At 64.8% G+C, this 13748-nt stretch carries 9 protein-coding genes; 7 read left to right on the plus strand and 2 right to left on the minus strand.

The window, feature by feature from the left end; translation table 11 throughout:
* Nucleotides 1-74: 74 nt before the first annotated feature.
* From CCR82_RS12635 to CCR82_RS12665, 7 genes are all read left to right on the plus strand, one after another.
* On the plus strand, nucleotides 75-3035 hold the full coding sequence (locus CCR82_RS12635) for a chemotaxis protein CheB (protein ID WP_201246156.1): 2961 nt from the start codon (nucleotides 75-77) through the stop codon (nucleotides 3033-3035).
* Nucleotides 3036-3130: 95 nt separating this feature from the next.
* Nucleotides 3131-6574, plus strand: a complete 3444-nt coding sequence (locus CCR82_RS12640) for a sensor domain-containing protein (protein WP_201246157.1) — start codon at nucleotides 3131-3133, stop codon at nucleotides 6572-6574.
* A 95-nt stretch (nucleotides 6575-6669) separates the two neighbouring features.
* Nucleotides 6670-8043: a sensor domain-containing diguanylate cyclase gene (locus tag CCR82_RS12645; RefSeq protein ID WP_201246158.1), complete on the plus strand. Its 1374-nt coding sequence runs from the start codon at nucleotides 6670-6672 to the stop codon at nucleotides 8041-8043.
* 62 nt (nucleotides 8044-8105) lie between these two features.
* Nucleotides 8106-9629 (plus strand): fumarate hydratase, encoded by a 1524-nt coding sequence (locus CCR82_RS12650; RefSeq protein ID WP_201246159.1) that lies wholly within the window; start codon nucleotides 8106-8108, stop codon nucleotides 9627-9629.
* A gap of 91 nt (nucleotides 9630-9720) precedes the next feature.
* Complete coding sequence (locus tag CCR82_RS12655) at nucleotides 9721-10710, plus strand: acrylyl-CoA reductase family protein (protein ID WP_201246160.1); 990 nt, start codon at nucleotides 9721-9723, stop codon at nucleotides 10708-10710.
* A gap of 105 nt (nucleotides 10711-10815) precedes the next feature.
* A complete protein-coding gene (gene yhbY, locus CCR82_RS12660; protein WP_420827332.1) occupies nucleotides 10816-11127 on the plus strand; it encodes a ribosome assembly RNA-binding protein YhbY in 312 nt (103 codons plus the stop codon).
* A gap of 106 nt (nucleotides 11128-11233) precedes the next feature.
* Nucleotides 11234-11689 (plus strand): hypothetical protein, encoded by a 456-nt coding sequence (locus tag CCR82_RS12665; RefSeq protein WP_201246161.1) that lies wholly within the window; start codon nucleotides 11234-11236, stop codon nucleotides 11687-11689.
* A gap of 14 nt (nucleotides 11690-11703) precedes the next feature.
* Here the strand turns inward: CCR82_RS12665 and CCR82_RS12670 are convergent, their stop codons facing one another.
* Nucleotides 11704-12447 (minus strand): class I SAM-dependent methyltransferase, encoded by a 744-nt coding sequence (locus CCR82_RS12670; protein ID WP_201246162.1) that lies wholly within the window; start codon nucleotides 12445-12447, stop codon nucleotides 11704-11706.
* 16 nt (nucleotides 12448-12463) lie between these two features.
* Nucleotides 12464-13672 carry a BtaA family protein gene (locus CCR82_RS12675; RefSeq protein ID WP_201246163.1) on the minus strand — a complete coding sequence of 403 codons (1209 nt, stop codon included), beginning with the start codon at nucleotides 13670-13672 and terminating at the stop codon, nucleotides 12464-12466.
* Nucleotides 13673-13748: the final 76 nt, after the last annotated feature.

Consider the following 13748-nt stretch of genomic DNA (forward strand, 5'->3'; position numbering starts at 1 on the left):
CTATGGCGGAGATCAGTCAGTCGGCTATCATCCGCCCCGATCGATTTCTTTCTCATCGCCACGCCGAGCCAGCCATGTCAGAGCACGAACAACCGAGCGACCCGCACAAGGGATCGGAAAGTCAGCCGGTCAATTCCCTGCCCTATGTGGTCGCCGTGGGCGCCTCGGCGGGTGGACTCGACGCGCTCGAACGCTTCTTCCAATCGCTGCCGGTGCAGACCGGGGCGGCCTTCGTCGTGATCCAGCACCTGTCGCCGGATCACAAGAGCATGATGGGCAACCTGCTCGGGCGCTATACCTCGATGCCGGTGACCACGGTCGAGGACGGCATGACGATCGAGCCCGATCGCATCTACCTGATCCCGCCGGCGAGCATGATGAGCGTCTCTGGCACCGAGCTGCAACTGCGCCCAAAGAGCCCGCGCGGGCTGGCCTTGCCGATCGACCTGTTCTTCGGCTCCCTGGCCAGCGCCTACGGCAATCGCGCCATCGCCGTGGTGCTCTCCGGCACCGGTTCCGATGGCACCCGGGGGGCCGTGGCCGTCAACGACGCCGGCGGCCTGTTGTTATCACAAGACCCGGAATCGGCGAAATTCGACGGCATGCCGCGCAGCGTCATCGCCACCGGTCTGGTCGATGCGATCCTGCCGCCGGAAGAACTCGGCCCGCGCATCCTCGATCACATCAGCCACGCGCCGCGCGAGCGCGGCATGCATCGCGATAGCAGCGGCCCTAGTGGTCCCAGTGTCAGCTACGACCGCGAGAGCGCGCTCGAGGAGGTGCTGCACCTGCTGCATCATCAGGGCGGCATCAACTTCCGCGACTACAAGCCGGCGACCGTGATGCGCCGCATCGAACGACGCATGCAGGTGCGCCATGTGCCCGATCTCGAGAACTACGTCAGGCTGCTCGATGGTGATATCAGCGAACTGCACGCGCTGCGCCGCGAGCTGCTGATCCCGGTCACCAACTTCTTCCGCGACCCGGAGTCCTTCGAGGCCCTGTCCGAGAAGGTCGTGCTGCCCATCGTCAAGGAGCACACCGAGAACCAGCCGATCCGCGTCTGGGTGCCCGGCGTCTCCACCGGCGAGGAGGCCTACTCGATCGCCATCCTCTTCGCCGAGGCCTTCGACACGCTGCGCCGCTGGCCCGACTTCAAGCTCTTCGCCACCGACGTCGAGCAGCATAACGTCGATACCGGCAGCGCCGGCATGTTCTCAGAATCGATCGCCGCCGAGGTCTCGCCGGAACGCCTCGAGCGCTTCTTCTACAAGCGCGGCAATCACTACATCGTCAAGAACGACATCCGCCATAACATCGTCTTCGCCAAGCACAATCTGCTCGAGGATCCGCCGTTCACGCGCATGGACCTGGTCTCCTGTCGCAATCTGCTGATCTATTTCCGCAACGACGCCCAGGACCGGGTGATGCGCCGGCTCCAATACGCGCTGGCGCCCGGCGGCTACCTGTTCCTCGGCTCGAGCGAGAGCATCTCCAGCGTGGAACAGGATTTCAGCACCGTCAGCTCCAAACACAAGCTCTATCGCATCCTACGTCACGGCGCGCCACCCCTTGAGCCACACGCCCCGGTTGGGCGCCAAATCACCGCCAGTAAACGCCCCGGCGCGCAGCGCCCGCGCGCCAATAGCGACGCGGCAGCCATCGATGCCGGCCAATCGGTGCTGCTACGCGGCTATGCCCCGGTCAGTCTGCTGCTCAACACGAATCAGGAGTTGCTACACGTCTTTGGTGATGTCTCGCGCTACCTCTCTATCGGCGAGGGCAGCGTCACCCTCGATGTCGGCAAGCTCCTGCCCGCCTCGATCGCACCGGTCGCCCAGGCGCTGCTGCACAAGGTGGCGGTGAGCAAGGAGTCGATGCGCTCGGATATCCTGCATGTGAAGCTCGAGCACAATCAGAGTGAGCGGGTCCGATTGGTGGTGCGCCATGTCCCGCAGGAAGGGACCGACGGCTATCTGATGCTGTCGTTCGAGCCTGAGCCGAGCTTGCAGCCCGAGGCCGATGCCGAGTCGGTGCAGACCATGGATCTGAGCGCCGAATCGGCCGATCGCCTGGAGACGCTCGAGCGCGAACTGGCGGTCACCCGCGAGAGCCTGCAGGCCACCATCGAGGAGCTGGAGACCGCCAACGAGGAGCTGCAAGCCACCAACGAGGAGCTGATGGCCTCGAACGAGGAGCTGCAAAGCTCCAACGAGGAGCTGCAGTCGGTCAACGAGGAACTCTACACGGTCAACTCTGAGAACCAGGAGAAGATCGAGATCCTCAATCGCCTCAACGCCGACCTCGACAACATGGCCCAGGCGGCGGCCATCGCCACCATCTTCGTCGATCACGACCTGAAGCTGACGCGCTTCACGCCCGAGGCGACCAAGCTGTTCAAGATCCGCGAGGCCGATCTCGGGCGCTCTATCGATGATTTCACCAATCTGCTCGACTACCCGGACTTCTTCGCCGAGCTGAAACGCACGATCCACGACGGCGACATGCTCCAGCGCGAGGTGCCCGCCACCAACGACCGCGTCTATCTCGCCCGTGTCCTGCCCTATGCGGTGCGCCCCGGTGTGCCTCGGGGCGCGGTGGCGACCTTCGTCGATGTCACCACCCTGCGCGACATCGAGCGTATGCAATCGGTGTTGGACTCACTGCCCGAGCATGTCGCGGTGCTCGACGCCAGCGGGCGGATCACCATGGTCAACCGCGCCTGGCGCGCGTTCGCCTGCGGCAATGGCGACCCCGAGCTGACCAACAGCGGACCCGGCAGCAGCTATCTGGAAGCCTGCCAGTCTGGTGCAAACGCCAGCGATGGCGACTATGCTAAGAAGGCTGCGGAGGGGCTGCAGGCGCTGCTCACCGGAGAGCGCGAGCGTTTTTCCATGGAGTACCCTTGTCATTCACCAGAGATCGAGCGCTGGTTCCTGATGCACGCGGCGCCCATCCAGCACCCAGGGGGCGGAGTTGTCGTCAGTCATATCGATATCAGCGCCTGGAAACGAGCAGAAGATCAAACCGGCTGATCCCGTTCCCTACTACCGGCGATCGGCACCCGGCGATTAGCTCCCACGGCGACCCGAGCAGGATCGCCGTGGCGCAGCGTTAAGCATGAGTGACGATGACAGACTCTAACGACTCCCGCCCCCCCTCGAGCGATAGCGAGCGCGAGCAACTGCGCGAACGGGCGCTCTCGGCACTGCGCGAAGGACGCTTCGACCTCGCCGAAGACCTGATTGCCAGCGGCGATGTCAACCTTGGCGTGCTGATCGAAAATGTGCGCATCTATCAGGCCGAACTCGAGATCCAGAACGAGGAACTCACCCGCAGCCAAGCGGCCGCGAGCAGTTCATTGGAGCGCTTCACGGCCCTCTTCCAAAGCGCACCGATCGCCGAACTGGTGATCGACCGTCATGGACTCATCCTTTCCGCCAATCCGGCGGCGAGCCAGCTGTTCGCGCTGCGCGATCCGCGCGTCCATCATCATTTCCTGCTGCGCCTGATCAACGAACACGATCGCGGCGGTTTTCTCGATCTCTTGCGGCAGCTTACCCAAAGCCAACAGCCGCAGGGCGCCCGCCCAGAACTCAAGTTCATGACCACCGAAGGTCACGAATTCTTCGGCGATCTGCACGGCGCTCGATTGCCTGATTCCGCCGACGGCGAGCCGCGGCTGCTCTGCGCGATCGTCGATCGCACCGCGATCGTGCAACATCAACGCGAGCTGCGCCAAGCCTATGATCGCCTCTCCAGCACCCAGGAGGCCTACCACGTCCTCACCGAATACAGCCCGGACTGGGACTATTGGATCAGCCCCGAGGGGCACTTCGTCCATGTCTCGCCGGGCTGTCGCCAGGTCACCGGCTATAGCGCCCAGGCCTTTCTCGATGATCCACAACTGCTCGAGCGGCTGCTGCACCCCGAGGACCGCGCGACCTGGCAGACGCATCTGATGCAGGCGTTGACCCCGCACGCCGATGACCAGCACGTCATGCGGCTACGGCTTCGCCATCGGGATGGCCAGTGGCGCTGGATTGAGCACGTATGCCGCGCGGTGATCGCCGATGATGGCCGCTACCTCGGGCGCCGCGGGGTCAATCGGGATGTCAGCGAGCGCCACGCGATGGAAGAATCCGTGCGCGAGCTGCGCAACATGCTCGTCGATGCCGAGCGCATCGCCAAGACCGGCGCCTGGTCCTGGGAGTTCGATAAGGATCTGATCCAGGTCTCGCCGGGCTGGCAACGCATCCATGGCGCCGAGCGAACGACCTACTCCTGCACCGAACTCAGCCAAACGTTTGCGCATCCAAAGGATCGCAAGCGGGTCGAGGCCGCCGCGCGCAAGGCGCTCGCCAAGGGCCAGGGCTGCGAGCTGGAGCACCGCATCAGACGCGCCAGCGATGACAGCACACGCTGGCTGCGAACCCGCGCCGAGGTGGTCAAGGACGCCAACGGTCAGGTCACGACGCTGCGTGGGACCGGTGTCGATATCACCGCCGAGATCGAGGCCCAGGCCCAGCTCCAGGAGAGCGAAAAACGTTTTCGCGCGCTGTTCGATTCCGCCGCCGAAGGCATGCTGGTGATGCAGCACTCACGCTTCACCGAGGTCAATCGAACCGCGCTGCAGATGCTCGGCTACGACGAAGCCGAGGCCGTCATCGGCAAGCACGCGGACGAACTCTCGCCGCCCGTCCAGCCTAATGGCGAGGTCTCCAAGACCAAGGTCAAACAGCTCCTGCACCAAGCCAAGGGTAAGACCCTGCGCTTCGAATGGCTGCATCAACAGCGTGATGGCACGCCGCTGCCGGTCGAGGTCATCCTGGTGCCGGTCGAACTCGAAGGCGAGTCCGCCTATTTCGTGCACTGGCTCGATCGCACCGAGGAGACCAAGGCCCGCCAGCGCGAGCGCCAGGCCTCGACCGTGTTCGAGAATAGCGCCGAGGCGATCATGGTCACCGATGCCGAGCAGCGGGTGCTCGCGGTCAATCGCGCCTTTACCAAGATCACCGGCTACGCGGAAGCCGAGATCCTCGGTCGTCAGCCGAAACTGCTCGGCTCCGGTTATCAGGACGCGAGCTTCTTCGAGCGCATGTGGCAGATGATCGACAACACCGGCGCCTGGCGCGGTGAGATCTGGAACCGACGCAAGGATGGCGAGTCCTATCCGGCGCGCATGACCATCACCAGCGTGCGCGATGATCATGGCCAGTTGCTCAACTACATCGGCATCTTCAACGATATCAGCGAGGCCAAACGCTCCGAGGAGGAACTCTACCGCCTGGCCCACAACGACGCCTTGACCGGACTGCCGAACCGCACCCTGCTGCGCGCGCGCATGGAGCAGTCGCTGCAACGGGCCAAACGCGACGAGCGCATGCTGGCGCTGCTGTTCATCGACCTCGACCTGTTCAAGAACGTCAACGACAGCCTCGGCCACTCGATTGGCGATGAGCTGCTCAAGAATGTCGCCAACGCCATCGAGCAGGAAGTGCGCAAGGCCGACACCGTCGCCCGGCTCGGTGGCGATGAGTTCGTCATCCTGATGGACGGCATCGATGATCCGTCCACCGCCGCGCATCTCGCCGAGCGGCTCTGTCAGCTCGTCTCGCAACCCTTCCAGGTCGCCGATCGCGAGCTGCGCCTGACCGCCAGTATCGGCGTCAGCCTGTTCCCGAGCGACGGCAAGAGCATGGACAGCCTGTTGAGCAACGCCGATCTGGCGATGTATCGGGCCAAGGATCAGGGGCGCAACACCTACCGCTTCTTCGAGGCCGAGATGACCGCGCGCGCGATGCAGCGCCTGCATCTCGAGACCGCGCTGCGCGGGGCCCTGGCCCGCAACGAGCTGGAGCTGCTCTACCAGCCGCAGTTCGAACTCAAGAGCGGCCGCATCTTTGGCGCCGAGGCCTTGCTGCGCTGGACGCATCCGGAACTCGGCAAGGTCTCGCCCGCCGATTTCATCCCGATCGCCGAGGAGATCGGGTTGATCAGCGAGATCGGCGGTTGGGTGCTGGAGCAGGCCTGCCTGCAGTTGAACGCCTGGGAGAGACAAGGCTTCTCGGTCAAGCGCATGGCCGTGAACGTCTCGGTGCAGCAGGTCGAGCGTCTCGATCTGGTCGATGAGATCAACGCCATCCTGCAGCGAACCGGCGTCGCCCCGGGGCGGCTCGAACTCGAGGTCACCGAATCCTTGCTCATGCGCAACGTCGAGCGCGTGGTCGCCAACCTGAACGCCTTGCGCGAGTTGGGCGTGACCCTCGCCATCGATGATTTCGGCTCCGGCTTCTCCTCGCTCGGCTATCTGAAGAGGCTGCCGATCAGCCGGCTCAAGATCGACAAGACCTTCATCGATGGGGTGACGGTCGATGACAATGACGACGCTATCGCCCGTGCCATCATCGCCCTCGGTAGGGCCTTGGGGCTCGATGTCATCGCCGAAGGGGTTGAAACCCAGGCGCAGGCCGACTTTCTCGAACACGAAGGTTGCCACGAGGTACAAGGGTATCTGTTCGGGCGCCCGATGCCCGCGCACGCGCTGCGCCAGTTGGCCGCCAATGGGCGTTAATTTTCTCGCCTCATCGGGCATTTTGCGTCACTATAGAGTCTTCATCCTGAGTTCTTCACACTCCTGCCAGCGTCTGAGGGCGGACGCAAGCGACAATGGATCATCGCAAATCCAAGCAACCGCGCCAGCAGCCGCCGCTCCCGCTGGCGTCGTTGGAGGCATCCGCGCGCACCAGCGAGACCCCTTACCGGCTCTTGGTCGAGCAGCAGACGGACTTGATCGTGCAGGTCGACCCCGAGGGTCGCTTCCTATTCGTCAGCCCCGGTTATTGCGAGACCTTCGACAAGCGTGAGGACGAGCTGATCGGTCAGCGGTTCATGCCGCTCGTGCACCCGGACGATCGCGCCGAGACCGAAGCGGCGATGGCGACGCTCGCCTATCCCCCGCACCGCTGCTACCTTGAACAACGGGCCATGACCCGCGACGGCTGGCGTTGGTTCGGCTGGTCCGACGCTGCGGTGCTCGATGAGCACGGCCAGGTCACCGCAATCATCGGCGCCGGGCGCGATATCCATGAGCAAAAGCTCGCGCAGCTACAGTTGCTGCAGACGCAACGCATGCTCGAGCTGGCCCTCGAATCCGGCGGCATCGGCACCTATACCGCCGATTTCAGCACCGGCGAGGTGTTCGTCGACGAGCGCTACCTGGCCCAGCTCGGCTATGCGCCCGGTGAGGTCGGCATCACCTATGACTGGTGGCGCGCGAACGTCCACCCCAAGGACCTGGCTGGCTTCGCCGATCAAACCGAGCAGGTCATGTTCGGCGGCCTGGATGACTTCACGGCTGAATATCGCTTTCGCCACCGTGACGGACACTGGGTCTGGATCCAGGACCACGCGCGCGTCTACGATCGCGACCCGGACGGCATCGCGCTCGCGGCCAGCGGCCTGCGCATCGACATCACTCGCCGCAAGGAGGCCGAGCTGCAGCTCGCTTACCACGCCGAGCACGATCCGCTGACCGATCTGCTCAACCGGCGCGGTATGTGGCGCGCGATCCGCAGCATCCAGGCGCAAAGCCAGCGCGGAAAACGCCCGCACGCCATCGCCATCCTCGATCTCGATTTTTTCAAACGCATCAACGATGAGCATGGCCATCTCGCCGGCGATCAACTGCTCCAGCGGATCGCCACACTGCTGTGCGACAACACCCGCGAGGCCGATTGGATCGCGCGCTGGGGTGGCGAGGAGTTCCTGATCCTGATGCCCGATACCAACCTGACACAGGCGCGGGGCTTCATCGAGCGCCTGCGCCAGCAGATTGAAACCACGCGTTTCCTGATCGACGATCGCACGCTGCGCATCACCGTCAGCGCGGGCCTTGCCGCCGCGCGTCTTGACGCGGACGATAGCCAGGACGCCTTGGTCAGCCGCGCCGATAACGCCCTCTACGCGGCCAAGACGGCCGGTCGTAATCGGGTCTATACCGAGGCCGACCTGAACGCCGGCGCGGATTCCAACGCGGATTAAAGTCGCTGTCCATGAGCCGGCTATACTGAGCACTCTTCCCTGTTAGAGAGCATCGCTTGTCCATGTCTGTCATTCGTGCCGATGATTTGATCAGCAGCATCGCCGATGCGCTGCAATACATCTCCTACTTCCATCCGCCGGACTATATCCGTGCGCTGAGCGCCGCCTACGCCGCCGAGGAGTCGCCCGCGGCCAAGGATGCGATGGCCCAGATCTTGATCAACTCGCGCCTCTGCGCCGAGGGTCAGCGGCCGATCTGCCAGGACACCGGCATCGTCATCGTGTTCCTGAAGGTGGGCATGGACCTGCGCTGGGACAGCGAACTGAGCCTGCAGCAGATGGTCGACGAGGGGGTGCGGCGCGCCTACACCGATCCCAACAACATCCTGCGCGCGTCCATCGTCGCACCGCCGTTCGGCGAACGGCGCAACACCGGCGACAACACCCCGGCCATCGTGCACACCGAACTGGTGCCCGGAAAGACGCTCGAGGTGCAACTCGCCGCGAAAGGCGGCGGCTCCGAGAACAAGTCCCGTTTCGCCATCCTCACGCCCAGCGCGAGCATCGTCGATTGGGTGCTCGAGCAGCTCCCGAGCATGGGTGCCGGCTGGTGCCCGCCCGGCATCCTCGGGCTCGGTATCGGTGGTTCCGCCGAGAAGGCGATGCTGATGGCCAAGGCCGCGATCAACGAGCCGATCGATCTGCACGAACTCAAGGCGCGCGGGCCGTCGAAAGCCATCGAGGCGATGCGGTTGGAACTCCACGAGAAGGTCAATGCGCTTGGCATCGGCGCCCAAGGGTTGGGCGGCCTGACCACCGTGCTCGATGTGAAGATCCAGACCTTCCCGACCCACGCCGCCTCCTTGCCCGTCGCGCTGATCCCGAACTGCGCCGCGACCCGTCATTGCCACTTCACCCTCGACGGCTCCGGCCCGGCCCAGCTGGAGCCGCCGTCACTGGATACCTGGCCCGAGATCGCCTGGGATGCCGCCGCGGGCGCCCGGCGCGTCGATCTCGACCAGATCACCCGCGCGCAGATCGAGACCTGGCAGCCCGGCGAGCGCCTGCTGCTCTCGGGCAAGCTGCTGACCGGCCGCGATGCTGCCCACAAGCGCCTGGTCGACCTCCTCGAGCGTGGTGAGCCGCTGCCCGAGGGCGTCGACCTGACCAATCGCTTTCTCTACTACGTCGGCCCGGTCGACCCGGTGCGCGACGAGGTCGTCGGTCCCGCCGGGCCGACCACCTCTACCCGCATGGATCGCTTCACCGATCCGTTGTTGGAACGGGCCGGTCTGATCGGCATGATCGGCAAGGCCGAGCGCGGCCCCGAGGCAATCGACGCCATCCGCCGCCATCGCGCGGTCTATCTGATCGCCATCGGCGGCGCCGCCTACTTGGTCTCCAAGGCGATCAAATCCGCGCGGGTGATTGCCTTCGAGGATCTGGGCATGGAAGCGATTCGCGAATTCGAGGTCGTCGACATGCCCGTCACCGTCGCCGTCGACACCAAGGGCGTCTCGGTACACGAGACCGGCCCCCGGCAATGGCGCTCGCGCATCGCCGAGATTGCGGTTAAGGTTGAGTGATCTTCCCGCGCCCGCGCGTCGACATCGCTTCGTCGTCGAGGCGGCCTAAACCCGGCCTGAATCCGCAGCGACCGAACGGCAGGAGCGAACAGTGACTCAGCAACAGGCATTCCGTATCCATCAAGACGACGACGGTCATCGCGCCGGTGTCGAAACGATTGACATCGCGACGCCACAGACAGGCGACGTCCTGGTGCGCGTCAGCGCATCCAGCGTCAACTACAAGGACGCACTCGCCGGTACCGGTCGCGGCAAGGTGATCAAGCGCTTCCCGCTCACCGGCGGCATCGATGCCGCTGGCATCGTCGAGCACTCCGAGCATCCCTGCTGGAAACCCGGCGACGCGGTCATCGCCACCGGCTTCGGCATGGCCTTCGACCACGACGGCGGCTATGCCGAGACCCTCTGCGTGCCGGGCGACTGGCTCGCGCCCATGCCCAAGGCGCTCGATGCGCGCCAGGCGATGATCCTCGGCACCGCCGGCTTCACCGCCGCGCTCGCCGTGCACCGGCTCCTGGTCAACGGCCAGCATCCCGGCCTCGGCCCGATCCTGGTCACCGGCGCCAGCGGTGGCGTTGGCTGTATCGCCATCAGCATCCTGGCCCAACTCGACTTCGAAGTCGTCGCCGTCTCCAGCAAGCAGGCGCTGCACGATTGGCTGACCAACCTCGGCGCAAGCCGCATCATCGGCCGCGATGAACTCCCCGGCGGCGAGCGTCCGCTCGAGAAGGCGGTCTGGGGCGGCGCGATCGACAATGTCGGCGGCGCCATGCTCGCACAGATCACGCGTACCCTGGCGCCCAACGGCAACATCGCCAGCATTGGCCTTGCCGGCGGTACCGCACTCGAGACCACGGTGATGCCCTTCATCCTGCGCGGGATCGGTCTGCTCGGTTGCAATTCGGTCGATGTGCCCTTCCCGCTGCGCGCCGATCTCTGGCGCCGTCTTGCGAGTGATTGGCACCCCGCCGACCTCGACACCTTGGCCAGCGACGAGGTTGACCTCCATGGATTACCGGCGGTGTTCGAGAACATGCTGGCCGGCAAGACCCATGGCCGTATTCTGGTCATGCCAAACTAGCGTTCAGCCAAGGTCCAGGCCCATCTAAGATCCGTCCGCAGCCTGCGTCTGTTACAGACCTTCCCAGCATCCAGACATCCACTCGAACAGCTAAAGCCTCAAAACGTGCCCCAAACCATCCCCATCACTGATCATCAACGCCGCTGGCTGAAGAAGCAGGCGCATCATCTCAAGCCCGTTGTCCAGCTCGGCGCCGCCGGCCTCAGCGAGGCCGTGCTCGCCGAGGTCGAACTCGCGCTCGAGCATCACGAGCTGATCAAGGTCAAGGTACCCGGCGGCGATCACGATGAACGCGATGCCATCGTCGACACCATCGCCGAGCGTGCCCAGGCCGATCTCGTGCAGCGCATCGGCAACACCGCGAGCTACTTTCGCGCCAACCCGGAACGCCACGATCGCATCTTGTTGCCGCTCTGAGTCTTGCTCGTCTTCAGCATGCGCCCTAGATGTCTGGCGCTCTGCTCTACACTTCTACCTCTTCCCGCCCTGCGAAGGACGGGTCTACTCGCGAAGTAGGTGACGAATGAAACAAGCAACGATTCGGCGCGCGGCAGCCGCCCTTGGCAGTCTCCTCATCGGTAGCGGTCTGCTCGCGGGCTGCGCCAACCCCGGCGAAGATGTCCGCGTGCGGCTCTGCAAGGACTTGGTGGCCGGGCAACTCGGCACCACTCAGTTCGACTGGACCCAGGTCAGCACCAAGACGCCCGGCTATCAGGATGCGATCGTCAGCCTGCGTTGGTCCAACGCCGGCGGTGATGAAAGCGCGGGCAGCGCGACCTGTGCCTATCCCTACAACGCCGTCGAGGACACCGCGCAGCAGCTCGCCGACCCGCTCAGCGCCTATGCGACCTCACCAAGCGAGGTGCTCATCAATGGGGAAACGCTGCGCGGTCAGGCCCTTGCCGATGCGGTCGCGCAGGCGATGCAGCGACAAGGCCGCGAGTTGATCGATGCCGCCAGCGAGACGATCGGGCAATGAGAGTCGCGGTGCCGCTACGAGCCCTTGCGAGCGATCAAGCGATAGTAGGGGACGCGTAAACCGGGTAGATAGGGCACCGGCGCCATCGCCTCGACCAGCCGATGATCGGGCAGCGCGTGGCGCAGATAGGCCAACCGCCGTGCATCCAGATGCACCCCATCGTGGCGGAACCAGCGCGGCCAAAACGTCCGCGCCAGCGCGGAGTGGCGAACCAGTCCCGGCGCCGGCTCGGGTGCCGAGACGTAGAAGTCCACCACGCCCAGATGACCGCCCGGCTTAAGCATCGCGATCGCGTTGTCGATCGCCGCCTCCCAGTCCGGGATCATGGTCAGCGCATAGGCGAGATAGACCGTATCGACGGGCGCCTCGGGCTGCCAACGGCAGGCATCGGCCTCGTGTACTCGCACAGGGGCCATGGTCTCGGTCCGCCGCCGCGCTTCGCTGATCAAGGCCGGGCAGAGATCGACCGCATCGACCCGTGCGAGGGTGGCGAGTCGATCGCCGAAGAACAGCAGATTGCGCCCGGTGCCCGCGCCCAGCTCGACCAGATGCCCGCCCGGCGGGATCGCTTGCGCCGCGATCAAATCGGCGATCAGCTCGCCGCGCCCGTGCAACAGACGCTCGCGAAAGGCATCGTAGCGCCCGGCCTGGGGAGCGTAGAAGGCCTCCAGCCGCTCGGCATGCGAGCCCGCGTTCGGCTGCCCGCGCAGCATCGCCAGCAGTACCTTGAACTCCGCCGTGAGGGTCGCGACGCTCATGCTCGGGTGACGACGCTCATGTGGCCGCCGCGAGGTCGGCGATATGGAAGCCCGCGTAGGTATGTACCCGGTCGAGCGGCTGCATCTGCGCCGCCAGCTCCGGATGAAAGCGCAGGCAATCGCGCAGACGGCCCCGTTCCGGGCTCACCTCGAGATCCTGCAGATAGGCCGGAGCCGCATGCGCGCTGCGGAAGATGATGCGTGCATCGGCGCGCGCGCGCTCCAGGATCAGCGCCCATTCCTCGGACAGCGCCTGGGGCGCATAGCTGCTCATCCAGTCCATGTGATCGAGCAGCACGTACTTCGAGAAACGCTGCTTGGTACCCGCTAGCAGCTCCGCGACCGTGGCGGTGTGCAGTTGGATGCACTCGGCCCGGCCCTGCTTGAGTGCGGTGAAGTTCTCCGGCTTCAGATATTCCGGGCAGCACTCCGGCGTGTAGCGGCCGTTCACATAGACCGCCCAGAAATAGTTCGTCCACACCGGCAGTTGGCGGAAGACATAGTCGATCGACTCGCGCACGAAGCCGGCCACACCGCGCTCATGCTGATCCTGCACCTCCTTGCGCTGCGGATGCGGCACACCGAGCATGCTCATCGTCAGTTGCCGCGAGAGCGTCCAGTTGATGGTCGGTGACCAGATCAGCGGCTGCACCCGCGTCTCGTAGACATGGCGTTGATCATCCAGCGAGCGAGTCTCGAACAGCTCGGCGATGCTCGCCGCGAGCTGTGGTCGCACCCGCAGATAGGCATGGAAACTCTTGGCGACGATGCCGGAGAGGCCATGGAAATAGAAGCTGCCGCGCGGATGGCCGAACCAACGCACGCGCTTGTCCCAGAAGGCGCGCGCGAAGGGCGAGAGATCCGGGCGCAAGGTGCGCCGATAGAGTCGCTCGAAACCGGGATGATGGCCATGGCCGAAGGCGGCGAAGAAGTCCTCGAACTCGAGCCGGCGGATACCCGCCAGTTTCAGCTCCAGGAGGGCATTCTGGCGCGGGTTGGCATCGACCGCATGGATCGCCGCCGGCCCCACCAGCGCATAGTCGAGCACGTTGCAACCGGCGCTGGTGATGACCAGGATACGGTCATCCGGCGCGATGTTGAGCACCAGGCGATCGACGGCCGGATCTTCCCAGCAGGTGTTGTAGACCAGCGCCCGCGAGTAGATCGCGTCGAAGACCTTCTGATCGAAACGATCGGCGAGGCTGGGTTTGGTCGTGACCGGCATGGTAGGGTCGCCCCGGTGGCAAATAAACCGTGGGAGTCTACCAAGCCACAGTGACCATTTAGTTACGGCTCAAAGA

This window comes from Halochromatium salexigens (genome assembly GCF_016653295.1).
GTDB classification, from domain to species: domain Bacteria; phylum Pseudomonadota; class Gammaproteobacteria; order Chromatiales; family Chromatiaceae; genus Lamprobacter; species Lamprobacter salexigens.

Bases quoted from the DNA above. Each gene is read 5' to 3' on its own strand.
- CCR82_RS12635 (WP_201246156.1), top strand. From the start codon at position 75: ATGTCAGAGCACGAACAACCGAGCGACCCGCACAAGGGATCGGAAAGT.
- CCR82_RS12640 (WP_201246157.1), top strand. From the start codon at position 3,131: ATGACAGACTCTAACGACTCCCGCCCCCCCTCGAGCGATAGCGAGCGC.
- CCR82_RS12645 (WP_201246158.1), top strand. From the start codon at position 6,670: ATGGATCATCGCAAATCCAAGCAACCGCGCCAGCAGCCGCCGCTCCCG.
- CCR82_RS12650 (WP_201246159.1), top strand. From the start codon at position 8,106: ATGTCTGTCATTCGTGCCGATGATTTGATCAGCAGCATCGCCGATGCG.
- CCR82_RS12665 (WP_201246161.1), top strand. From the start codon at position 11,234: ATGAAACAAGCAACGATTCGGCGCGCGGCAGCCGCCCTTGGCAGTCTC.
- CCR82_RS12670 (WP_201246162.1), bottom strand. From the start codon at position 12,447: ATGAGCGTCGCGACCCTCACGGCGGAGTTCAAGGTACTGCTGGCGATG.
- CCR82_RS12675 (WP_201246163.1), bottom strand. From the start codon at position 13,672: ATGCCGGTCACGACCAAACCCAGCCTCGCCGATCGTTTCGATCAGAAG.